The sequence below is a fragment of the Micromonospora sp. CNZ299 genome, from assembly GCF_002754415.1.
The window spans coordinates 1,283,566-1,306,072 of the sequence record NZ_PEFG01000001.1 but is presented as its reverse complement, the minus strand read 5'-3'; the positions used below and the strand labels follow the sequence as shown (position 1 = coordinate 1,306,072).

24 protein-coding genes are annotated in these 22,507 nt (G+C 72.5%); 11 read left to right on the top strand and 13 right to left on the bottom strand.

Features of this window, described 5'->3' with window-relative positions; all coding sequences use genetic code 11:
- Positions 1-160: 160 nt before the first annotated feature.
- Positions 161-706 (bottom strand): DoxX family protein, encoded by a 546-nt coding sequence (locus CLT68_RS06255; protein WP_088950759.1) that lies wholly within the window; start codon positions 704-706, stop codon positions 161-163.
- A gap of 133 nt (positions 707-839) precedes the next feature.
- On the opposite strand from CLT68_RS06255, the gene CLT68_RS06250 reads away from it, so the two are divergent.
- Positions 840-1,388: a GNAT family N-acetyltransferase gene (locus CLT68_RS06250; RefSeq protein WP_099849439.1), complete on the top strand. Its 549-nt coding sequence runs from the start codon at positions 840-842 to the stop codon at positions 1,386-1,388.
- Between the two features lie 21 nt (positions 1,389-1,409).
- Here CLT68_RS06250 and CLT68_RS06245 read toward each other — a convergent pair whose 3' ends face one another.
- The 3 genes from CLT68_RS06245 to CLT68_RS33080 form a co-directional block, all read right to left on the bottom strand.
- Positions 1,410-2,651 carry an ATP-binding protein gene (locus CLT68_RS06245; RefSeq protein WP_099849437.1) on the bottom strand — a complete coding sequence of 414 codons (1,242 nt, stop codon included), beginning with the start codon at positions 2,649-2,651 and terminating at the stop codon, positions 1,410-1,412.
- 137 nt (positions 2,652-2,788) lie between these two features.
- Complete coding sequence (locus tag CLT68_RS06240) at positions 2,789-3,238, bottom strand: LppU/SCO3897 family protein (protein WP_099856845.1); 450 nt, start codon at positions 3,236-3,238, stop codon at positions 2,789-2,791.
- 329 nt (positions 3,239-3,567) lie between these two features.
- Entirely contained in the window at positions 3,568-4,092 is a 525-nt protein-coding gene (locus CLT68_RS33080; RefSeq protein WP_199177211.1) for an LppU/SCO3897 family protein, read from the bottom strand.
- Positions 4,093-4,485: 393 nt separating this feature from the next.
- Between CLT68_RS33080 and CLT68_RS06230 the strand changes: the two genes are divergently transcribed.
- Both CLT68_RS06230 and CLT68_RS06225 read left to right on the top strand, forming a co-directional pair.
- Entirely contained in the window at positions 4,486-5,490 is a 1,005-nt protein-coding gene (locus CLT68_RS06230; protein WP_099849436.1) for an EamA family transporter, read from the top strand.
- Between the two features lie 10 nt (positions 5,491-5,500).
- Complete coding sequence (locus tag CLT68_RS06225) at positions 5,501-6,142, top strand: prepilin peptidase (protein WP_099849434.1); 642 nt, start codon at positions 5,501-5,503, stop codon at positions 6,140-6,142.
- Between the two features lie 77 nt (positions 6,143-6,219).
- On the opposite strand, the gene CLT68_RS06220 is transcribed toward CLT68_RS06225, so the two are convergent.
- From CLT68_RS06220 to CLT68_RS06200, 5 genes are all read right to left on the bottom strand, one after another.
- Positions 6,220-9,408 carry a UvrD-helicase domain-containing protein gene (locus CLT68_RS06220; RefSeq protein ID WP_099849432.1) on the bottom strand — a complete coding sequence of 1,063 codons (3,189 nt, stop codon included), beginning with the start codon at positions 9,406-9,408 and terminating at the stop codon, positions 6,220-6,222.
- 61 nt (positions 9,409-9,469) lie between these two features.
- Positions 9,470-10,717: a metallophosphoesterase gene (locus tag CLT68_RS06215; RefSeq protein WP_099849430.1), complete on the bottom strand. Its 1,248-nt coding sequence runs from the start codon at positions 10,715-10,717 to the stop codon at positions 9,470-9,472.
- Between the two features lie 13 nt (positions 10,718-10,730).
- Entirely contained in the window at positions 10,731-10,985 is a 255-nt protein-coding gene (locus CLT68_RS06210; RefSeq protein ID WP_099849429.1) for a MoaD/ThiS family protein, read from the bottom strand.
- A gap of 3 nt (positions 10,986-10,988) precedes the next feature.
- The gene (gene moaA, locus CLT68_RS06205; protein ID WP_088950752.1) at positions 10,989-12,002 is read right to left on the bottom strand and encodes a GTP 3',8-cyclase MoaA; all 1,014 of its coding nucleotides are present in this window, start codon (positions 12,000-12,002) and stop codon (positions 10,989-10,991) included.
- Positions 11,999-12,913 carry a fructosamine kinase family protein gene (locus CLT68_RS06200; protein WP_099856842.1) on the bottom strand — a complete coding sequence of 305 codons (915 nt, stop codon included), beginning with the start codon at positions 12,911-12,913 and terminating at the stop codon, positions 11,999-12,001. Before CLT68_RS06200 ends, moaA begins: the two co-directional genes overlap by 4 nt.
- A gap of 174 nt (positions 12,914-13,087) precedes the next feature.
- Here CLT68_RS06200 and CLT68_RS06195 point away from each other — a divergent pair, with 174 nt between their 5' ends.
- The 4 genes from CLT68_RS06195 to CLT68_RS06180 all read left to right on the top strand — a co-directional run bounded on the left by CLT68_RS06195 (position 13,088) and on the right by CLT68_RS06180 (position 15,797).
- Positions 13,088-14,134, top strand: a complete 1,047-nt coding sequence (locus CLT68_RS06195) for a DUF4192 domain-containing protein (protein ID WP_099849427.1) — start codon at positions 13,088-13,090, stop codon at positions 14,132-14,134.
- A gap of 49 nt (positions 14,135-14,183) precedes the next feature.
- The gene (locus CLT68_RS06190; RefSeq protein WP_099849426.1) at positions 14,184-14,435 is read left to right on the top strand and encodes a hypothetical protein; all 252 of its coding nucleotides are present in this window, start codon (positions 14,184-14,186) and stop codon (positions 14,433-14,435) included.
- Entirely contained in the window at positions 14,432-14,830 is a 399-nt protein-coding gene (locus CLT68_RS06185; protein ID WP_099849424.1) for a hypothetical protein, read from the top strand. The genes CLT68_RS06190 and CLT68_RS06185 overlap by 4 nt, the downstream gene beginning before the upstream one ends.
- A gap of 253 nt (positions 14,831-15,083) precedes the next feature.
- Entirely contained in the window at positions 15,084-15,797 is a 714-nt protein-coding gene (locus CLT68_RS06180; RefSeq protein ID WP_099849423.1) for a GAP family protein, read from the top strand.
- Here CLT68_RS06180 and fdhD read toward each other — a convergent pair.
- On the bottom strand, positions 15,787-16,641 hold the full coding sequence (gene fdhD, locus CLT68_RS06175) for a formate dehydrogenase accessory sulfurtransferase FdhD (RefSeq protein WP_099849421.1): 855 nt from the start codon (positions 16,639-16,641) through the stop codon (positions 15,787-15,789). The genes CLT68_RS06180 and fdhD overlap by 11 nt on opposite strands.
- 126 nt (positions 16,642-16,767) lie before the next feature.
- Between fdhD and mobA the strand changes: the two genes are divergently transcribed.
- The 3 genes from mobA (at position 16,768) to CLT68_RS06160 (ending at position 18,842) form a co-directional block, all read left to right on the top strand.
- The gene (gene mobA / locus CLT68_RS06170) at positions 16,768-17,391 is read left to right on the top strand and encodes an NTP transferase domain-containing protein (protein ID WP_099849419.1); all 624 of its coding nucleotides are present in this window, start codon (positions 16,768-16,770) and stop codon (positions 17,389-17,391) included.
- Complete coding sequence (locus CLT68_RS06165; protein WP_088952096.1) at positions 17,388-17,654, top strand: DUF6457 domain-containing protein; 267 nt, start codon at positions 17,388-17,390, stop codon at positions 17,652-17,654. The genes mobA and CLT68_RS06165 overlap by 4 nt, the downstream gene beginning before the upstream one ends.
- 81 nt (positions 17,655-17,735) lie before the next feature.
- A complete protein-coding gene (locus CLT68_RS06160; protein WP_099849417.1) occupies positions 17,736-18,842 on the top strand; it encodes a T3SS (YopN, CesT) and YbjN peptide-binding chaperone 1 in 1,107 nt (368 codons plus the stop codon).
- Here the strand turns inward: CLT68_RS06160 and CLT68_RS06155 are convergent.
- Positions 18,839-19,795: a zinc-binding dehydrogenase gene (locus CLT68_RS06155; RefSeq protein WP_099849416.1), complete on the bottom strand. Its 957-nt coding sequence runs from the start codon at positions 19,793-19,795 to the stop codon at positions 18,839-18,841. The genes CLT68_RS06160 and CLT68_RS06155 overlap by 4 nt on opposite strands.
- Before the next feature lie 71 nt (positions 19,796-19,866).
- Positions 19,867-20,328, bottom strand: a complete 462-nt coding sequence (locus tag CLT68_RS06150; protein WP_088950743.1) for an Lrp/AsnC family transcriptional regulator — start codon at positions 20,326-20,328, stop codon at positions 19,867-19,869.
- A gap of 59 nt (positions 20,329-20,387) precedes the next feature.
- Between CLT68_RS06150 and ddaH the strand changes: the two genes are divergently transcribed.
- Positions 20,388-21,221, top strand: a complete 834-nt coding sequence (gene ddaH, locus CLT68_RS06145) for a dimethylargininase (protein WP_486482090.1) — start codon at positions 20,388-20,390, stop codon at positions 21,219-21,221.
- 67 nt (positions 21,222-21,288) lie between these two features.
- Here the strand turns inward: ddaH and CLT68_RS06140 are convergent, their stop codons facing one another.
- The gene (locus CLT68_RS06140; protein WP_099849412.1) at positions 21,289-22,476 is read right to left on the bottom strand and encodes an ABC transporter substrate-binding protein; all 1,188 of its coding nucleotides are present in this window, start codon (positions 22,474-22,476) and stop codon (positions 21,289-21,291) included.
- Positions 22,477-22,507: the final 31 nt, after the last annotated feature.

The window sequence follows — 22,507 nt, the reverse complement described above, 5'->3', positions numbered from 1 at the left end:
CCTAGAACGGCGCCTCACGTCAGTGCCTCCCGCGTTATGCGACCGTGTCCGATCCCACACATGTTTTTGACATTTCCACCGCGTTAACGCCTACCGGGTGGTTCAGGTAATTCGCGGCCTTAGCGGGGGTGGGGGTGGCACGGAGACGGATCGACGCAGGTCAGCCGGGGAGGCGACGTGCGGTGGAGGCGGATCGGACGGCGATCCGGGCCTCGCGCCGGGCCGTACGGACGGCGCGCTGCATGGAACGTCGAGAATGGCCGATGCGGTGGCCGGTGCGCCAACGCAGACCCGGCTTGCCCTCGGTGTCGGCCGCGGCCAGCAGCAGACCCCCGAGGAGACCGAGGTTCTTCAGGAAGTGGACCTTGTTCGTGTCACGGGTGACCGGGTCGTCGTCGTTCCAGAAGGGATGCCCGGCGATGGTCGTCGGCACAATCGTGCCGGCGAGGACCAGTGCGGCGGGCCGGGTGAGCCGTCCGGTGGCGAGCATCAGCCCGGCGCCGAGCTGCACCGCCGAGTTGAGCCGGATCAGCTGCACGGTGTCGGTGGGGATGCGGGGGTTCAACTTCTGCAGTGTCGGGGCAACCCGGTCGGTCACTGGCGCGGCCTTCTTGGCCAGCCGCTCCGGGGAACGGAGGTTGCGGTAACCGCTGACCACAAAAATGCCGCTCAGCATGACTCGGGCGAGGGAGCGTACGGGCGTCATGGATCAGTCATACCCCTTCGCGACGTTTGCTACCCCGCCAACGGCCGGATCGGATCGGTGCTCGTACACGTGCGCCACGCCGATTCGAGCGACCGTCACGGATGGACCGGCTGCGGAGGGTAACGTCGCGCGGGTGACCACGCTGCGGCTACGCCCCGAGGACCCGGCCGACGCCGGCCCGGTACGCCGCGTGCTGGCCGCCGCCTTCGCCCGCCCCGACGTGGCAACGCCGCCGGAGGTGATCCTGGTCGACGAGTTGCGCGGCACCCCCGCCTGGCTGCCGCAGCTGGCCATGGTCGCCGAGTACGGCGGCGAGGTGGTCGGGTACGCGCTGCTCACCCGGGTGCGTGTGCGGCCCGAGCGAGGCTCGGACGTGCCCGTGCTGGCCCTCGGCCCGGTGGCGGTCGCACCGCACCGGCAGCGCGTCGGGCACGGCACAGCGGTCGTGCAGGCCGCACTGGACGCCTCCACCGAGCTGGGCGAGCGGCTGGTCGTGGTCCTCGGTGACCCGGCCTTCTACCGCCGGTTCGGCTTCAGCCCGGCAACGGAGCTGGGCCTGACGGGCCCGTGGGCTGGTCTCGGTGAGCCCTGGCAGGCGTTGGTGCTGCCGCCGTCCACCAGCGAGGAGGGCCCCCCGCCCCGCGGCGAGGTGCTCTTTCCGACGCCCTGGTCGAAGGTCTGACCCCGTCGTCCCGGTCGGCGGTCAGGCCGGTTGGGTGCGCAGGTACCTGCCGAAGTGCGGCACCGTGAAGGCGACAGTGCCCCGCTCACCGGAGTAGATGAGCCCCTTCTTGATCAGCGCGTCCCGCGCCGGCGAGAGGCTGGCGGGCTTGCGACCGAGGGCCCGGGCGATCTCGGCGGTGGGCACTGCCGCATCCATGTCGTCGCGGACCACCGCTCCGGACTCGCCCTCGACCGCGGACATCGTGGCCATCGCCCGCATGTACTCGCGTTCGGCGGGGGTGGCCCGTTCGAACCGGGAGCCGAAGAACCCGACCGCCAGCTCGGCCTCCGCCTCGGGCGCGGCGACCCGTACGTCGGCGGCGGTGATCGGCGAGCGCGGGGCGTGATCCCAGGTCGCCTTGCCGTACGCCTGGACGAAATAGGGATAGCCGCCGGACTTCTCGTAGAGCAGGTCGAGTGCCTTCTGCTCGTACTCGACCTCCTCGCGCTCGGCGGGCGCGCAGAGCGCCTGGTCGGCGGCGATCCGGTCGAGCCGGTCGATGCGCTGGTAGCGGAACAACCGTTCGGAGTAGGACTTGGCGGCGCTGAGCACCGCCGGCAGGTGCGGCAGGCCGGCGCCGACGACGATCAGCGGCGCGCCGAGCTGGGACAGCTCGTGACAGGCGGCGCAGAGCGCCGACACGTCCTCCGGGCCGAGATCCTGCATCTCGTCGATGAAGATGGCGATGCCGGTGCCCACGTCACTGGCCACCGCGGCGGCGTCGCTGAGCAACTCGACCAGGTCGATCTCGATGTCGCCGGAGTCGGCCCGGCCGCTGGCCGCCGGCACGTCGATGCCGGGTTGCCACCGGTCGCGCAGCTTCGGGGCGGCACCGGCCCGGCCGGTCGGGGCGGATCGTTGGGCGAAGGCCTTGAGGACGCCGAGGAACGCGTCGATCCGATCGGGCGCGCGGTGTCGGGGGGCGAGCTCCCGGACCGCCATGTGCAGCGCGGCGGCGACCGGGCGACGCAACGACTGGTCCGGACGTGCCTCGATCTTGCCGCTGCCCCAGAGGCGGTTGATCGCCTGCGACCGGAGCGTGTTGAGCAGGACCGTCTTGCCGACGCCACGCAGCCCGGTGAGCATCAGGCTGCGTTCGGGGCGCCCCCGTGCGATGCGTTCCAGCACGATGTCGAAGACGTCCAGCTCCCGCCCCCGCCCGGCGAGTTCGGGCGGGCGCTGGCCGGCGCCCGGCGCGTACGGGTTGCGGACCGGATCCACGCATCGGAGAGTATCGGGCCATCTAGCTGCGGGGCTAGACATGGATAGATGGGGCTACCGGCGTGTCGACACCGTCGAGACAAAACTAGGGCTGTCTAGCCTGGACGCTAGACAGCCCTAGTTTCGGCAATCGTGAGCTACCGCTTCTTCAGACAGAGCACGTAGTCGAACAGGTCGACCGAGTTGTCGTGCACGTAGTTCGCGGTCGCCTGCGGTGCGAGCGTCTCGCACCGGTCCCCGTCGGTGGTCGCCGGAATCCGCAGCAGCACCTGGTAGGTGTTCGGACCGCACGGCACCTTGCGCAGCTCCGCGTTTTCCTCGGTGCCCTCGTTCACCACGCAGTCGCCCCTGGCGAACTCCCGGTCCGGGGTCGGTGCCGCCGACGGCGGTGCGTCGCTGGGCAGGGCGGGTGGAAAGACCGGCGCGCTCGACGACGGCCTGGGCGCGACGTCGTCGCTGGCGTCGGCGATCTTCCAGACCGCCCAACCGGCCAGGCCGAGGCACGGGCAGAGCACGAGCAGCACCACCAGCGTGACGATGAGGGCGATCCTGCCGCCGGTCTTCTTCACCGGTGCGGCGGGCGGCATCCCGTTGCCGCCGGGAGGCGGTTGACCCCACGGCGTGGGCTGCTGACCCGGCATCGGACCGGCGGGCGGGAACGGACCGGGCGGTGGATAGCCCGGGCCGGAGGTGGGCGGGGGCGCCCACATCGGCGCGGTGGGCGGCTCCCCACCGCTCGGTGCCGGGCCCCACTGCTGCCGGGTCGGATCCTCGGCGGGCGGCGGCGGGCCCCACTGGGGCACTGTCGGATCGACCGGCGGCGAGCCGTCGGACCCGGTGGGTGGGCGTTGGTAAGGGTCGTCCGGCTGACCGGAGCCCGCTGGTCCGTAGGTCGTCATGTCATCCCCGGGTGGTCTCAGCGTTGCTTGAGGCAGAGGACGAAGTCGAGAGTGTCCAGCTCGCTGTCGAAGAAGTACCAGTTCGTGTAGCCCTCGACCTTGCCGCACTTGGCCTCGGCGTCCCGCTCGCCGCTGGTGGCGCCGTCGATCCGGCTCAGCACCTCGTACGACTTGGCGGCGCAACCGCTGATCACCAACTTGGGCTTGCCGCCTGCGGCGCCCTCGTTACGGACGCACTGGCCGACCTTGGCGAAGCGGGGATCGGCCGACGACTCCGGCGCTGCGGCACTCGGCACCGGCTCGGCCGCGTCCGCGCTGGGCTCACCGGCAACCGCCGAACCGGACGGCGCGGCCACTGGCGCCGCGTCGTCGCCCTGCCCGCGCAGGAACCAGAACGCACCGCCGGCCACCACCAGCAGCAGTACGACGGCCAGCACCGCGATCAGCGGCCCTCGACCGCGCCGGCCCGGTGCCGGAGCCGGATCGCCGCCGTACGGATCGCCCTCCGGCCGGTACGGCTGCCCGCCGTACGTCGGGTTCACCCCTGCCGACCCGTACGAGCCGCCGTAGGGCGCACCGGGTTCGCGACCGTAGGGCGTCTCGGCCCCGCCGTAGGGGGCACCCTGCTCACCGCCGTAGGGCGGCTGCGCTCCGCCACCGTAGGGCGCGGCGGGTGGGCCGTTGTACGGCCCGGGATGCCCCTGGGGTGCGTGCGGGTAGGACGGGACCGCCGGCGGGTAGGGCTCCGCTGCTGGCGGGTACGGCTGCTGCACCGGCCGTCCGGGCGTCTCGTCGGGTCGTTGTCCACGCCACGGTCCCGGGTTGCCGCCACCCGGTGGTCCGTAGTTCGTCATGCCGCCCTCCTGCACGAGTGGTGAGAGGCCGGCCACCAATGCGGGACGCCGACTCCGAGGTCACCGTAGCGTGGTCCACTGATGAGCTCACCTCCACCGAGCGCCGCAGCCCTCGCCGGCCGCCGCGCCGGCGCCACGCCGACCCTGATCTGGACCGCGTTGGTCGTGGTCTACCTGCTCTGGGGTTCCACCTATCTGGCCATCCGCATCACAGTGGAGACGCTGCCGCCGCTGCTGTCGGCCGCACTGCGGTTCGCCGTGGCCGGACTGATCCTGGCGGTGGTGCTGCGGCTCCGCCGAGGACCCGGCGCACTGCGGGTGGACCGCCGGCAACTCGGCTCCGCCGCGCTGGTCGGGGTGCTCCTGCTCGCCGGCGGCAACGGACTGGTGGTGCTCGCCGAATCCGGACCGCCCGGGGTGGCGGTGCCCTCCGGCATCGCCGCGCTGCTGGTCGCGACCGTCCCGCTGCTCGTGGTGCTGTTGCGCTCCGCCAACGGGGACCGGCCGCCGCTCTGGACGTTCGCCGGGGTCACAGTGGGTTTCGCCGGTCTGGTCCTGCTGGTGCTGCCCGCCGGCAGCTCGGACGCCGTACCGCTGGTGGGGGCGTTGACCGTGGTGGCAGCGGCCACCTCCTGGTCGGTCGGGTCGTTCCTGTCCGGACGGATCCGGATGCCGGCCGACCCCTTCGTGGCCACGGTGTACGAGATGATGGCCGGCGCGCTGGTGTTGGCCGTCGTCGCCGCCGGTCGGGGTGAGTTGGGGGACTTCCACCCGGCCGCGGTCAGCACCCGATCCTGGCTGGCGTTGGGCTACCTCATGGTGGCCGGCTCGCTGGTCGCGTTCACCGCCTACGTCTGGCTGCTGCACAACGCGCCCATCTCGCTGGTGTCGACGTACGCCTACGTCAACCCGGCGGTCGCGGTGGCCCTCGGCGCGCTGGTGGTCGCCGAGCCGATCACCCCGCAGGTGCTGCTCGGCGGCGCGGTCATCGTCGCCGGGGTGGCCCTGGTGGTGAGCACCGAACGCCCCCGTCGGGTGAGCGCGGAAGCGCGATCGGGGACCGCGCCGACGGGCGACCACAGCTAACGTCCGGCTCATGCCGACCGCTGCACTGGTCGGGGTGGCGTTGCTCGGCGGGCTGGTCGGTCTCGTCGTACCCCCGCTGGCCCGGCGTTTCGCGACCCCGCCGGCCCGGCCGCGACCTGTGCGCGGTGCCTGGGTCCTGCTCGGCCCGACGGTGGCGGCCGTCGTGTACGGCAGCCTCGCCGTCGCTCGGGGTGACGACCCCGCGCTGCCGGTGTTCCTCGCGTTGGCGGCGGTGGGGCTGGTGCTGGCTGCGGTCGACCTGGCCTGCCTGCGGCTGCCCAACCCGCTCGTCCTCGCCGCCGGGCTGCTGGCCCTCGCCGGCCTGGCCGGCGTGGCGGTGCTGGCCGACGACCCGGACCGGCTGCTCGGCGCGCTGGCCGGCTCGGTCGTCGCCGGGGCGGCGCACGTGCTGCTGGCCCTGCTCCCCGGCTCCCGGCTGGGCTTCGGAGACGTGAAACTCGCTGCCGTCCTCGGCCTGCCGCTTGGCTGCCTGGGCCGGGACGCCCTGCTCACCGGGCTGATCCTGGCGCATGTGCTGCACGGTGCTCTGGTGCTCGGTCTGCTCGCCGCGCGGCGGGTACGCCGGGACACGCTGCTGCCACTCGGGCCGGCTCTGCTCGCTGGCGCGTGGCTCGGCGTGCTCGCCGGCTGACCGGCGTTCCTCAGGGTGATGCCCCGGCGCCCACCGGACCCGTCGCCGGCGCCGTGGCCGGGACGGCGTGGCGATCGTCAGATCAACCGGAGCTGGCGGTCCTTCGGACGGCGCGGCTCCGCCTCACCGAACCGCTCGAACAGGCCGGGGTCGATGACGCCGAGGAACGGTGACGGGGCGCAGTCCCGCTCCACACCGTGCCGGGTCCGGCGGGCCGCGTGCGTGACGTACAGCCGGTCCTGGGCGCGGGTCAGGCCGACGAAGAAGAGCCGCCGCTCCTCTGCGACCGCGTCCTCGTCGGGCGTGGAGCCCGGCCAGCGCAGCGGCAGCAACCCGTCCTCGACGCCGACCAGGAAGACCACCGGGAACTCCAGGCCCTTCGCGGCGTGCAGGGTGAGCAGCGTGACCGCCTCCGCGCGCGGATCGAGCGCGTCCACCTCCGCTCCGGTGGCCAGTTGCGACAGGAACGTCTCCAGGTCGTCGCCGCAGCGCCGGGCCAGCGGGGTCAGGAGGTCCACGGCCGAGCGGACGTCATCCGGACGGACCGTGCTGGCGGCGCCGTCCAGGGTGGGCACGGCGAACCGCTCCGCTACCACCTGGCCGGCCAGCCGCACCCGGGCGGCCAGCGAGCCGGCCAGCCCGTCGGCGTGCCGCAGCTCGCGGGCGATGGCCGCCACCCCGGGCCGGTCCCGCAGCCGGTCGTGTGACCGCTTCTGGACCGGGATGTTGGCCCGGGTCAGGGCATCGACGACCGGCGCGGCCTGCGCGTCGGTGCGGTACAGCACGGCGATGTCGGAGAAGGACAACGAGGTGGACCGGCCGTCGATCCGACCCGAGTCCAGCGAGCGGTGGGACAGCCCGCCGACCAGTTCGTCGACGGTACGGACCACGAAGTCGGCCTCCTCGGCCACCGACGCCGCCGGGTAGCGCCCGACCAGCGGGGCCTCCGGGTCGAGCCGGGCCGGGTCCAGTCGCCGGCCACGAACCAGCGAGGACGGCGCGATGGCCTGCACGGCGGCGGCCAGGATCGGCGCCGACGAGCGGTAGTTGCGGTTGAGCCGCACCAACCGCGCGTCCGTGAAGTCCGCGGAGAAGCGCAGGAAGTAGCCGACGTCGGCGCCCCGGAACGAGTAGATCGCCTGATCCGGGTCGCCGATCGCGCACAGGTTGCCGTCCGCCGGGCTGAGCAGCCGCAGCAGCTCGTACTGCGTCGCGTCCACGTCCTGGTACTCGTCGACGAAGATCCACTGCCAGCGGTCCCGGTAGCGCGCGACCAGCTTCCGATCGGCCCGCAGCAACTCCACCGGCAGGCTCACCAGCTCGTCCAGGTCGACCAGGTCCTGCTTGCGCAGCAGCGCCGCGTAGCTGGCGTTGTCGTCGCCCGCCTCCGCGCGGGCGGCCGCGCGCTCGGCGTCGTCGGCGATGCGGAAGTCGACCGGCAGGCCGGCCGCGTCCGCGTTCTCCCGCAGGATGGTCAACCCCAGCGCGTGGAACGTACCGACGGTGACGTCCTCGGCGACCGGGCCGAGCAGGGCGTCGAGGCGGTGCCGCAGCTCCTCGGCGGCCCGGCGGGTGAACGTGATCGCCAGGCAATGCTCGGGGAAGACGTTCAGCTCCGCGCAGAGATACGCGATCCGGTGGGTGAGCGTCCGGGTCTTGCCGGTGCCCGGACCAGCCACGATGAGCAGCGGACCACCGGGTGCGGAGGCGGCCACCCGCTGCATCGCGTCCAGCCGGTCCAGCAGGCCGGTGCCGACCTCCTCCATCCCGGAGAGCATCGGCTCGAACGGTTCGTGGGGAGACGGCGGTGACGCGATCGGCGGCGCCGGGGCCGGTTTGCGCTTCGGCTCCGCCCTGGCCGCCGCCGGGCGCTTGGCCGTGGCCTTGGCCGCCGGCTCCGCGGGTCGCCGCTGCGCCGGCACGGGTACGTCGAACAGCGTCTCCTGTGCCGTGCCCGCGTGGGCGCCCAGCTCGGCCGGGTCGAAGAGGGTGATCACCCCGTACTCGCCGTCGTAACCCGGCACCCGGCGGACGTCGCCGCGCCGCAACCGCCCGATGCCCTCCGCGAGCAGCTCGCCACCCGCCTGCGCGATGTCGCTCAGTGGCGTCGTGGTCAGGATCTCCAGCTCAGGGCCGAGCGCGGCGAGAAGCTCGTTGAACCGCCCCTCGACCTTCTTCGACCGGGCACCCACCTTGTTGATCTCGCCGAGGATCTCGGCCAGCGGCACCAGGTGGGTGACGTCCCGGGCGTGCGCCGGCCGGTGCCCCTGTGGTCGGTCGGCCAGCTCCTCGATGCGGCTGAGGACGCCGACGGTGAGCGGCTTGCCGCACTCGGGGCAGCGCCCGCCAGCCGCGCGAGTGCGCTCCGGGGACCAGTTGACCCCACACAGCCGGTGCCCGTCCGCGTGGTATTTGCCCTCCTCCGGGAAGAACTCGATCGTGCCGGCCAGGCCGTCACCGGTCCGCAGCGCCTCCCGGACGGCGAAGTAGTCCCGCTCGGCGGTCAGCACCGTCGCCTCCCGCCCCAGGGCCGGCGGGGAGTGCGCGTCCGAGTTGGACACCAGTTGGTAGCCGTCCAGGCTGCCGACCCGCCAGTTCATCGCCGGGTCGGAGGAGAGACCGGTCTCCACTGCGAAGATGTGCTCGGCCAGGTCGGCGTAGCAGTCCGCGATCGCGTCGAAGCCCGACTTCGAGCCCAGCGCGGAGAACCACGGTGTCCAGATGTGCGCCGGCACCAGGTAGCCGTCCGGGCTGGCCTCCAGGGTGATCTCCAGCAGGTCGCGGGAGTCCAGGCCGAGGATCGGCCGGCCGTCCGAGCCGAGGTTGCCGATCCGGCCGAGCGCGGTGTTGAACCGCGCCACCGCGTCCAGGTCCGGCAGGTAGATCAGGTGGTGCACCTTGCGGGTCCGGTCGTCCCGCTTGTAGATGGTGGAGATCTCCACGCTCAGCATGAACCGGACCGGGTCCGCCTCCGCCGTCCCGGCGAGCCGCGGCGGCAGCCGGCGGGCGATGTCCCGTTCCGCCTCGGCGTCCAGCCGGTACAACCCCGGCTCCGCCGGGCGCAGGGTCTCCCGCAGGTGGTCGTACCAGGCGGGGTGGGTGAAGTCGCCGGTGCCGAGCAGACCGATGCCCTTACGCCGGGCCCACCACGCGAGATTCGGCAGCGTGAGGTCGCGGCTGCACGCGCGCGAGTATTTCGAGTGGATGTGCAGGTCCGCGACGAATGGCGGGAGGCCACCGGGGGGTACGGCGCTGAACGGAGGCACGCCGCATCCTGTCACGCCCGCCGCGCCGGCCGCCCGCCGCCACGCGCGGACGTGACGTCCGCTATGCCGAGCGCAACTCGACCAGACTGATCTGCGGCTCGGCACCGACCCGGACGGGTGGCCCCCAGAAACCGGCGCCGTTGGTCACGTAGACCTTGGTGCCGTCGACCTCGCCGAGCCCACTGACCACCGGCTGCTCCAGCCGCACGGCCAGGTTGAACGGCACCATCTGCCCACCGTGGGTGTGCCCGGACAGTTGCAGGTCGACGCCGTACCGGGCCGCCTCAACCGCGGCCAACGGCTGGTGGGCGAGCAGCACCACCGGGCGACTCGGATCACGGTCACCGAGCGCGGCGGCGAAGTCCGGCCCGGCCGCCAGGCCGATGTCTCCGGTGGCGTCCAGGTCGTTCACGCCGGCCAGGTCCAGCACGCCACCCCGGGCCTGGATCTCCTGACGCCGGTTCTGCAGGACCCGCAGGCCCAGACGGTCGACCTCCTGGACCCACTCCTCCACCCCCGAGTAGTACTCGTGGTTGCCGGTGACGAAGAAGCTGCCGTAACGGGAGCGCAGGTCGCGCAGCGGCGCCGCGGCCGAGCCGAGTTCGGCGACCGAGCCGTCGACCAGGTCCCCGACGACCGCGACCAGGTCCGCGTCGAGGCGGTTGATCGCGGCGACGATCCGCTCGGTGTGGGCGCGGCCGCGCAGCGGACCGAGGTGGATGTCGGAGACGGTGGCGATGCGCAGGCCGTCCATGCTGCGGGGGAGCTTGGCGAGCGGGATCTGCACCCGGTCGAGTCGTGGTGGGCCGAGGGCGGTGCGGACGCCGTACCCCACGGTGCCGGCGGCGGTGAGACCGGCGAAGATGGCCGCTCCACGGGCCAGCAGCAGCCGGCGGCCCGGGTCGTGATCCGGTGCCGCGACGGCGCCGGCGGCCGGCGGGTCGGTCGGCCCGGCGGCACCGACCAGCACCGGCTCGGGCGCGGCGGCGGTCGGCTCCGCGGCGACCACCCGGCGACGCAGCACCAGCCGGGTGACCAGCATCGGCACTTCGAGCACGATCAGCACGACGAGCAGGTAGAACATCAGCGCGAGCCACACGTAGCCCGGCCAGGCGAGCCAGTAGAGCCCGGCCTGCGTCCCGGCGAGGGTGGCCGGCACGAGCAGCGCCAGCACCAGGGCGGCGATCGCGCCGATCCGGCGCCAGCGGCCAGGTGTGGTGGTGTCCCGAACGAGCCGCTTCCACAGGTAGAGGTGGATCAAGCCGGTGATCAGGGCCAGGACGGCCACGAACCCCAGAACCGCCAACATGCGTGCGCCTCCCTCAGCCGCCCGCGAACGGGGGCAGGACATCGATCGTGGCCCCGGCCGGCAGGGGTGCCTGACGATCATGACAGGTGACGCCGTCCACCAGGAAACTCGCGACTCGCAGCACTGCGGCGAGCCGGTCGCCGTGGCGCCGCACCAGCTCGGCCGTGAGGTCGTCGAGGGACCGGCCGGCGGGCAGGACCTCCTCGGTCTGGCCGGCGGCGGCGCGGGCGCCCGCAAAGTAGCGGACGGTCAGCGGGCCCGGGGTCACGGCTCAGCCCCCGATCGCCGACATCGGCCGGGTCGGCTGGAGGAAGGTGGGGTCGTCGATGCCGTGCCCGGCGCGCTTGCCCCACATCGCGGTGCGCCAGCGTCGGGCCAGCTCGTCGTCGTCCACGCCGGTGCGCAGGGCGGCACGCAGGTCGGACTCCTCCGTGGCGAAGAGACAGGCGCGGACCTGGCCGTCCGCGGTCAACCGGGTGCGGTCGCAGTCTCCGCAGAAGGGGCGGGTGACGCTGGCGATCACACCGACCCGGGCGGGGCCCCCGTCGACCAGCCAGGTCTCCGCGGGTGCCGCGCCCCGCTCCGCCGGGTCGGGACCGAGGTCGAAGGCGGTCCGCAGGGAGGTCAGGATCTCCTCCGCGGTGACCATCGTGCTGCGGTCCCAGCCGTGCTGGGCGTCCAACGGCATCTGCTCGATGATTCGCAGCTGATAGTCATGGTCGAGGGCGAAGCGCAGCAGGGCCGGCGCCTCGTCGTCGTTGACACCGCGCATCAGCACAGAATTGATCTTCACGGGACTGAGCCCGGCGGCCGCCGCACCGGCGAGCCCTGCCAGCACCGCGTCGAGGCGGGGACGGCGAGTGAGCCGGGTGAACCGGTCCGCGTCCAGAGTGTCCAGTGAGACGTTCACCCGGTCCAGGCCGGCGGCGCTCAGCGCCGGGGCCAGCCGGTCCAGCCCGATGCCGTTGGTGGTCAGCGAGATCCGGGGGCGGGGCTGCAACGCGGCGACCGCGGTCACGATGCCGACGAGCCCGGGCCGGATCAGCGGTTCACCGCCGGTGAACCGCACCTCGGTCACACCGAGCCGTTCGACGGCCACCCGGACCAGCCGGACGATCTCCTCGTCGGTCAGCAACTCGGGGCCGGCCAGCCAGGGCAGACCTTCTGCCGGCATGCAGTAGGTGCAGCGCAGGTTGCACTTGTCGGTGAGGGACACGCGCAGGTCCCGGGCGACGCGGCCGTACCGGTCGACGAGGACCCCGTTGGTCCCCGGGGCGGCGCTCACCTGTCGACCGTAGCGCGCTCGGCGCCGCCCAGGGCGGCACGGGCGGTCTGGACCACCACATCTCGGTAACTGCCGCCGAACAGGGCGGTGTGCACGAGCAGCAGATGCAGTTGATGCAGTGGCACCCGCTCGCGCCAGCCGTCCGGCAACGGCCAGCTCTCCTGATAGGCGGCCAGCACCCGATCCAGGTGGGGGATGCCGCCGAAGAGGGCGAGCTGGGCAAGATCCGTCTCCCGGTGCCCGCCGTGCGCCGCCGGGTCGACGAGCCAGGCCCGGTCGTCGGCGCCCCACAGCACGTTGCCCGGCCACAGGTCGCCGTGGATGCGGGCGGGTGGCTCGTCGCCGCCGAGCCCGCCGACCCGCTCGATCACCCGCTCGATCACTGGGACGTCGGCGCTGGTCAGCGCAGCGGCGTCGACCGAGCGCCGCAGGTAGGGGGTGAGGCGTCGCTCGGCGAACCACGTCGACCATGGCCCGTCGGTCGGGGTGTTGTCCTGGGGAAGTGACCCGATGAAACCGGACCACGCGGCGCCGAAGGTGGCCGCACCCGCCCGGTGCAGCTCGGCCAACTCACGGCCGAAGCGATCCGCGGCCTCCGGCGTCGGCTCGCCGGGCTCCACCCAGTCGAGCGCCAGCAGGTCCGGCAATGCCACGACCACCTCGGGTACGCCGACAGCGCCGGCCTCCCGCAGCCAGCGCAGGCCGGCCGCCTCGGCGGCGAAGAAGCCCTCCGGTGCCGGTCGGTCGGCCCCCTCCGGCCAGGACTTGGCGAAGACGGAGTGGCCGTCGTCCAGGGTGAGCCGGGCGGCAGCACAGATGTTTCCACCGGCCACCGGCGTCTCCCGGAGCCGCTGATGGGTCCGGAAGGTCGGCAGGTGTGCCGGGTGCGCGCGCAGGTACGCCAGGTCCATCAGCGCACCGTAACCGCTCCCCACGACAGCACGGTCCCGCCCGAGGACACCGACACCGTTCCGGCAACCCGTAGGTGCGGGCTGAGCAGGGAAAACACGCTGAGTAGCTGTGGATAAGCCGCGTGTCATCCACAGGGTCTGTCGAGCCGGGCGGACCCGCCGCACGCTTCCGTCATGACCTCGACCGACCGCCCCCAGCTCGCCGTCCGCTCACCCGCCGACCTGATCGCCGCAGTGCCGTACCTGCTCGGCTTTCATCCCACCGACAGCGTGGTCGCCGTGGCGTTGCTCGGTCGGCAGATCATCTTCGCCGCTCGTGCGGACCTGCCCGACCCGTCGACCGACCAGGTCGAGCGGGCCCGGCACCTGGCCGGTGTGATCCGCCGGCAGGGCGCGGAGGCCGCCACCGTGGTCGGCTACGGGCAACCCGATCGGGTGACGCCGGCCGTGGACGCGGTGCGCGCCGCACTGAGCGCCGGCGGGATGGACGTGCTCGACGCGCTGCGCGTGACCGACGGCCGGTGGTGGTCCTATCTCTGCACCGAGCCCGACTGCTGCCCACCCGAGGGCCGGCGCTACGACCCCGACGCCAACCCGTTGACCGCATCCGCTGTCTTCGCCGGCCAGGTCGCGCTCCCCGACCGGGCCGCCCTCGTGGCGCAGGTGTCACCCGTGGACGGCTCGGCCCGGGAGGATGCGCGCGCGGCGACCGCTCGGGCCCGGCTGAGGCTGGCCGAGCTGATCGAGCAGGCGCCCGAGAGTGATCTGCTCGGCGGTCGTGCGGTGCGTTCCGCAGGGGTGACGGCGGTCCGCGAGGCCCAGCGCCGGCAGCGACGTGGTGAGCGGCTCGACGACGACGAGGTGGCCTGGTTGAGCCTGCTGATGACCCACCTGCCGGTCCGCGACCACGCCTGGGAACGCACCGACGGTCGGGACCGGGACATCGCCCTCTGGACCGACGTGCTGCGTCGGGTCGAGCCGGAGTTGGTTGCCGCCCCGGGCGCGCTGCTGGCGTTCGCGGCGTGGCGAGCGGGGCAGGGGGCGTTGGCGGCGGTCGCACTGGAACGCACGTTGAGCCTGCACCCGGACTACTCGCTCGCCGTGCTGCTGGACGACCTGCTCCGCCGCGGCGTGCCCCCGTCCGAGCTGGACGGCTGGCCCTCGGTCGGAATGCCGGGCGTGGTCCGTCCCCGCAGACGGAGCCGACGTGGCCGCCGCTGACCAGCATGGTAATACCGTGGGTGCTACCAGAGTGGGTAGGCTGCCGGGTATGACCGTGAAGCGCTCCGTGAGCCTCCCCGACGACGTCGCGGAGTGGCTCGATCAGCAGCCCAACGTCTCGGCCGCGATCACCGCTGCGGTGCGTGCCCAGATGGCCGCCGGGCATCTTCACGAGGTGCTGCGGCGAGCCGGCATTGAGCCGACCGAGGCGGGCCGGGCGCGGTGGCGGGCGCGACTGGCCACACCGATTCCGGCGGACGCACTGGCGGAGGCCCGCCGGATGCTGGGACGGGCCGGATGAGCGATCAGATCGCGGCCGTGTTCGACGCGTCGGCGTTGACGGCCTACATCGAGGGCAACGTCTCGGTGGGGGAGCTGATGCTGGAGGTCGCCGACGAGGGCCGGCAGGTTGCCGTCCCGGCCACCTGTCTGGCGGCCGCCATCGCGGGCGCGGGCGACGAGGTCGGCGCGGCGCTGCTGGCCCTGATGATGAGCGCGCCGGTGATCTGTCTGCTGCCGCTCGACGCAGCCGAGGTGCGGGACACCGGCACGTTGGCCCGTGCCGTTGATGGAGACATCTCGCTCGGTCAGGCCGCCAGTGCGGCACTCGCCCACGAGGCGCACTACGCGACAGTGCAGCCCAAGCTGGCGGCGAAGGTGCTGCCGACCAACTGGAGCATCCTCGACCTGGCCTGACCAGGCGACCCGACGGCGAGGCCGTCGGCGTGCGGCGTCCAGGTGGGCGGCAGGCCGGCTTGATCGACTCGGGTTTGATCGACTCCGCTTTCCGGAACTCGGGGTGTCCCCGCTTCCGCGATACCCCGATTTCAACGAACCCGAGTCGCTCAGCGATCCGTGCGCGAAGGTCCAGGGCATCCGTCGAAGGATGTAGGCGGTGCTCCTGTCCACGGCCGACGCGGCAGCGCCACAACCACCGGAGAATGATCTCGTGACCCCCGAATTGCTGCTGTCGCTGGCCGGGCTGGCGTTGATCGACAGCACCAGCATCGGCACCCTCTTCATCCCGATCTGGCTGCTGCTCGCGCCCGGGACGGTCAACGCGCGGCGGATCCTCGTCTATCTGGGCACCATCGCCCTCTTCTACTTCGCCGTCGGGCTGCTGCTCGCCGTGGGTGGCAGCCAGTTGGCCGACGTCCTCGGCGGGGCGATGGACAACCGGCCGGTGCTCTGGGCGCAGCTCGTTCTCGGCGTTGGGCTGTTCGCTCTCAGCTTCCGGTACGACGGGAAACGACGGCCACGCGGCGGCGGGGTGCTGCGGTGGCGGGACCGGGTCACCGCCGGTGACTCCTCGATGCGCTGGCTGGTGGGGCTGGCGCTACTCGCCGCGCTCGCGGAGGTGGCGACGATGCTGCCGTACCTCGGTGCGGTCGGTCTGCTGACCACCTCCGGGATCGGTGCGGCGGAGATGGTGGGGTTGCTCGCTGCCTACTGCGTGGTCATGGTCCTGCCTGCGGTGCTGCTGCTCGTGGCGCGAATGGCGTGGCCGAGGCTGGTAGAGCCGGTGCTGGTGCGGCTCAACGGCTGGATCGCACGCCACTCCGGCGGTATGCTCGGCTGGGTCCTCGGCATCGCCGGTTTCCTGGTTGCCCGCGATGCCGTGATTCGGCTGGGGCTGCTCGACGAGCTGGTGATCAGACTGTGACCCGTTCGGGACGGGCGTAGAGGTTCATGGTGTTGCCGCGCAGGAAGCCGACCAGCGTCATGCCGGCCTCCTCGGCCAACTCGGCGGCGAGGGTGCTCGGCGCGGACACAGCGGCCAGCAGCGGCAACCCCGCCATCCATGCCTTCTGGGTCAACTCGAAGCTGGCCCGTCCGGAGACCAGCAACAGGTGCCCGGCCAGCGGCAGCCGCCGTTCCCGCACCGCCCAGCCGATCACCTTGTCCACGGCATTGTGCCGGCCCACGTCCTCCCGGAGCACCACCAGCTCACCGTCCGGGGTGAACAGCCCCGCCGCGTGGAGTCCGCCGGTCCGATCGAAGCCGCGCTGGGCGGCGCGCAGCCGGTCCGGCAGTTCGGTGAGGAGGGCGGCCGGCACGCTGAGCGGATCCTCCGAGACCGGGAACAGCGACCGGGTGCGGACCGCGTCGATGCTGGCCTTGCCGCAGACCCCGCAGGAACTGGTCGTGTAGAAGTTCCGGGACGGGTCGGTGGTCGGTTCCGGCACACCGGGCGCGAGCACCACGTCCACCACGTTGTACGTGTTCGGCGTTTCCGCGCCGGCGCAGAGCTGTGCGGTCAACACGTCATCGGTCGACCGGATCAGCCCCTCGGTCAGCAGGAACCCGATGGCCAGGTCCAGGTCGTCGCCCGGGGTGCGCATCGTGACGGCGAGCGGTCGCCGGCGGCCGGGACCGGCGGCACCGACCCGGATCTCCAGCGGCTCCTCCACCGCGAGCGTGTCCGGTCGGCGGACCGACCCGCGTCCGTCAGCCGCCGCGTCCAGGTCGATCCGGAGTACGCCCCGTCGATCAGTTGCCCGTCCCATCCCGCCATCCTCCACCCCAGGTCGGCACGCCCGCACGGCCACCGGCCACCAGGCACCGGCAGCGAGCGCGTCTGGCATCCACATGGCCAGCCGCCGCCGGGGCGTCCACACGGCTACGGTGGCCGGATGGGGACGTACGCCGCCGTGGTGCTCGCGGGTGGGGCCGCCCGACGGATGGGCGGAGTCGACAAACCCGCGCTTCCGGTCGGTGGCCGGCCGATGCGCGACCGGGTGCTGGCCGCCGTCAGCGATGCCACGCTCCGGGTGCTGGTCGGTTCGGCCGACGCCGTCCCCGCAGGCGTGCGGGTCATCCGGGAGGACCCACCCGGCGGCGGGCCGGTCGCCGCAGCGGCTGCCGGCCTGGCGCTGCTGGATCCCGACACGGCACTTGTCGCGCTTCTCGCCGCCGACCTGCCGCTGCTCACCCGCTCCGCGATCGGGGAGTTGCTGGGTCACGTCGCCGAGGAGGCTGCGGCAGGCGGTGGCGAACGACGGCCCGACGGGGCCTGCTTCGTCGACGGGGACGGGCGGCGGCAGTCGCTCTGCGGTGTCTGGCGCGTCGCCGCGCTGCGCGCCGGGCTGGACCGGCTGGCGGTCGAGCGCGGCGGCAGCCTGAACGGGGCGCCGGTCCGGGCGTTGCTGGCCGGGCTCGTCGTACGGGAGGTGCCCTGGTCCGGCGACGGCCCGCCGCCCTGGTTCGACTGCGACACTGACGAGGACGTACGCCGGGCGGAGGAGTGGGCGCGATGACGGTGATGGACGACTGGGTCACGGCGGTGTGCACGGAGTTGGATCTGGATCCGGCCGGTGTGCCGGTGCCGGCGGTGCTGGATCTGGCCCGGGACGTCGCCCACCAGGTGCTGCGGCCCGGGGCGCCGGTCACCGCGTACCTCCTGGGGTTGGCGGTTGGTCGAGGGGCGGACCCGGCCGATGCCGCGGCCCGGGTCAGCGCGCTGGCGGGCACCTGGCCCGTCGAGCTGGGCGCCGACCCTGCGGACCCGACGGCGCCCTGACCGCCGTTGTCCGATCCCGGTCCGGGCTGATTCGGCCCATGGGCGGCGTGGGTAGGGTGATCGTGACGGACGGAGGCGATCATGACGGCTGACCACCCCTCGGCGCCGCACGGTGAGCTGCCTGGCGCTACGGCTGAGCCGGTGGAATCGATCCTGCTCGACGAGCCCAGCACCACCGACCTGCGGGCGAAGGTGACCGAGGCGTGGCAGGAGTTCGCCCGCGCGCTCGCCGTGCGACTGCGGGACCTTCCGGTGGGGGCGCATCTCGACGTGACGCTGGACCCGACCGCCTCCGGCACCGGAGACGCCGTCTATTCGATCAGCATCGACGTGGACGCCGACGGCGTGCTGTCCGCCCGTGCGGTCGGAAACGCCGCCCTGCCGGCGGGCTACCGACTGGACCGGGGCGCGGTGGCGGACATGGTCGCGCTCGGTTGGTCCCCGCCGGGGGTGGTCCCCGGCTCCGGTGGTTCCTTCGGGCTGAACGCCACGACGGGCGAGTCGACCAGGGTCGCCACGCTGCTCTCCCGCACGCTGCGCGACGTCTACGGTGCTCCGCACCCGGCCTTCCTGGTCTATCTGGTGCACGACGCCGAGGGCGAACCGCTGTCCTCGGAACCGCTCGGCACCGCGCGCAGCGAGTTCGGCCCGGACGCCGATGTCGAGGCGGACCTGGAGGAGGCGCTCGCCGAGGCGGCCGCCGCGCAGGTCGATCGGGACGACGTGCTCGACCTGGCGGACCGGGTCCGTACGGTGGTCTCCACGATGTTGAAGTCGGACACCGACCGGTTGCAGATCGACTCGGACGGCGACATCACCATCCGCGCCGGCTCGGCGATGGTCTTCGTGCGGGTGCGGGACAATCCACCTCTGGTGGACGTCTTCTCCCCGGTTCTCACCGAGGTGGAGCCGACCGAACGCCTCTACGTCAAGCTCTCCGAGTTGACCAACCGGATGCCGATCGGCCGCCTCTACTGCGCCGACGACACGGTCTGGGCGTCGATCCCGGTCTTCGGCCGCAACTTCCAGGCCACCCACCTGATGCTGGCGGTGCAGGTGATGACCGGTCTCGCCGACGAACTGGACGACCGTCTGCACGGCGAGTTCGGCGGCAAGCGGTTCTTCGGTGAGGGCGACAAGCCGGTCCGACGCGACGACTCGGAGCACCGCACCGGCATGTATCTCTAGGACACGTCCAGCAGGGTCTTGCCGACCGTCGCGCGCGCCTCGATGGCGGCGTGCGCGTCGACGGCGCGGTCCAGTGGGAATCGCTGGCCGATCAGCGGTCGCAGGCGGCCGGCCGCCGCGTCCGCCAGGGCCTGTTCGGTGTACGCCCGCAGCCGCGTGGGCGGCACGTCCGGCCGGATCAGTGTGACCTGCCGTGCCGTGGCGGCCTCCCCGGAGACCGGCGACCACTCCCCGCTGGCCAATCCGAAGCTGACCATGCGGCCACCCGGGTCCACCAGCTCGAATGCCGCTCGGGCCACCGCCCCGCCGACCCCGTCGAGCACCACGTCGACCCCACCCGTCGCAGCTCGAATGCGGTCGGCCCAGTCGGGCAGGCGGTAGTCGACGGCCAGGTCGGCGCCCAGGCCGGTCAGCAGCTCCACCTTGCGGGGCCCGCCGGCGACGCCGATCACCCGGGCGCCGGCCCGGGACGCGAGCTGCACGAGGAGGCTGCCCACGCCGCCAGCGGCGGCCTCCACCAGCACCCGGTCACCGGGGTGTACGCCCACCGCCTCGATCAGCATGGTGGCGGTACGCCCGTCGGCCAGTAGTGCCACCGCGTCGTCCAGCGCCAACCCGGCGGGCACCTCGATCGGTGCGGACACGCCCACCACCGCGCGTTCGGCGTAGGCGCCGGAGCCGCCGGTGGCGCTGACCACCCGTCGCCCGATCAGTGCCGGGTCGACGTCCGGCCCGACGGCGGTGATCATCCCGCCGACGCCGTTGCCGGGGATCAGCGGTGGGGTGACCTGGAACGGCCCGGGGCGACCGGAGCGCTGCTGCGTCTCGACGAAGGTGATGTTCACGTGCGCGACGTCGATCAGCACCTGCCCGGGGCCGGGCGTCGGGTCGGGGGCGGTGCCCGGCACCAGCACGTCGGGCCCGCCGAACTCCCGCAACCAGATCGCCCGCATGTGGTCCCCCTCGGCCTCGGCGGGCCTCGCGCCACGCCACGACCATTGCACCTGTTGAAGCGGGCTTGAGGTCAAGGTCGGGTGGAGGGACCCACGCCCGGGGATTCGACCAGCCGGGAAAGCACGATGGTGCTGCGGGTGGAGGTCACGAAGGACTCGGCGCGCAGCCGCTCCAGCGCCGCCTCCAGGTGGGCGATGTCGGCGGCGCGCAGGTGCACGAGCGCGTCCGCCTCCCCGGAGACCGTGTACGCGCCGACGACCTCCGGGTGTCGACGTGCGGCCACCCCGATCTGCGCGGGGGTGGTCCGGCCCGCGCAGAACAGTTCGACGAACGCCTCCGTGGTCCACCCGACGGCGGCCGGGTCCACGACGGCGGTGAATCCCCTGATCACGCCGGTGGCCCGCAGTCGGTCGACGCGACGCTTGACTGCCGGGGCGGAGAGTGACACCCGAGTGCCGATGTCGGCGTACGACGCACGGGCGTCGGCGACGAGTAACGCAATGATCCGCTGGTCTACCGCGTCTATCTGCAACGTTCCGCCTCTGGGAAGCAACGGTTGTGGCTGTTACCAAAGTTCAACGGTACCTACTCTTGGTGACCGTGAACCAGCACCGAGTCCCGCGAAAGCGGACATATCTCTTGTGCTCGCCGGAGCACTTCACGGTTGAGTACGCGATCAACCCGTGGATGGACGTGACCACCCCGGTCGACAGGGACCTGGCCGTCAAACAGTGGGACCGGCTGCGCGAGACGCTTGTCGGCCTCGGTCACGAGGTGCACCTGCTCACCCCCGAGCAGGGCCTGCCCGACATGGTCTACGCCGCCAACGGCGGCTTCACCGTGGACGGCAGCGTGTACGGCGCTCGGTTCAAGCACGAGCAGCGGGCCGCCGAGGCCGCCGTTCACCACGCCTTCTACGAGTCGCAGGGCTGGCGGTTCATCGCACCGAGCGAGACCAACGAGGGCGAGGGCGACTTCGCGTACGTGCCGGAGGCGCACGGCGGGCTCATCCTGGCCGGGCACGGCTTCCGCACCGAGCTTCCGGCACACGGCGAGGCGCAGGAGGCGTTGGGTCGGCCGGTGGTGTCGCTGCGCCTGATCGACCCTCGCTTCTATCACCTGGACGTGGCGCTCGCGGCCATCGACGACTCGAACGTCGTCTACTTCCCGGGCGCGTTCTCCGCGGCCAGCCAGCGGGTGCTCACCCAGCTCTTCCCGGACGCGGTGATCGCCGACGACGAGGACGCGATGGCCTTCGGGCTCAACCTGGTCAGCGACGGCGCCAACGTGGTGCTCAACAGCGAGGCCACCCGGCTGGCCGGCAAGCTGAAGGCCGCCGGATACAACCCGGTGGCGGTCGACCTGGCCGAGCTGAAGAAGGGCGGCGGCAGCGTGAAGTGCTGCATCGCCGAACTGCGGCACTGACCCGCGGACGCCTCGGGGCCGGCCTCCCACTGGGAGACCGGCCCCGAATCGTGCTCCGGGTGGGCGTTCAGCCCAGCGTGGCCAGCTCGTTGATCAGCACGTTCGACATGACCTGACCGTCGCGCTGCACCTCCCGCAGATACCACTTCTGCTGGGGCGTGCGCGGCTGGTTGAACTGCCAGATGCCGCGCGGGCTGTCGATCTGGCCGATCTTGCCGAGGGCCAGGTTGACCTGCTGCGGCGTGGGCTTCCCGCCGGTCAGCTGGATGGCCTGGTCGAGGACCTGCGCGGCGTCGTACGACGCCATCGCGTAGGTGGTGGGGGTGACCTGGTACTTCTTGCGGTAGGCCGAGGCGAAGACCCGGTTGGACGTGTTGTTCAGGTCGGCCGAGTAGTTCAGCGCGGTCTGGATGCCCAGTGCGTTGTCCCTCAGGTTCTCCAGCACGGAGCCCTCGGTGAGGAAGCCGGGTGCGTAGACCGGGCCGGCGAACTTCTCCCGGAGCTGCTTGATGAACTCCACAGCGGCAGCCCCGGCGAAGAAGCAGAAGACTGCCGTGGGCTTCTTGGCCAGTGCCTTGGTGATGTCCGAGGCGTACGTCGTCTTGCCCGGGTTGGGGTTGGCGCTCGTGTAGGTCACCGGGTCGGAGATGCGCGGGTCGTTCGCGCCGAACTCCTGCCGGAAGCCGCGCACCACGTCCGGGCTGCCGACGTTCTCCGGCATGATGATCGCGACGCGGCCGTTCGCCGGCAGCTGGTCGCGCAGGTAGCGGCCCAGCGCCCGGCCGGCCTCGTCCAGCACGTACGACGTCCGCCAGATGTAGAAGACGCTCTGCAGGCTGCTCGGTGAGGCGTTGGAGCCGATCAGCGGGACGCGGGCTTCCTCGACGGTGTCGCGGATGCCGACCATCACCGCCGAGTTGACCACGCCGGTGAGCGCCAGCACGCCCTGCTTGAGCAGGCCTTCGACGGCGGCCTTGCCGCTCTTGGCGGTGTCACCCTCGTCGGCGGTCAGCAGGTCGACGGGGTGGCCGCCCAGCCGCTGCTCGTGCAGGTCGAGAAAGAGCTGGAAGCCGTTGGTGATGTCGTCGCCGATGCTCTTGAACCCGCCGCCCTGCGGCGTGATCAACCCGATCTTGACCGGGCTGCGGTTGGCGGTCGGCTGGGCGTCGGTGTCGGAGCCACACCCGGCGACGAACCCGGTGGTACCGAGCGCGGCCAACAGTTGGAGCGCCCGCCTGCGATTCATCTGCGACACCGAGTTCCTTCCAAGGAGCGTTGCAGGGCCG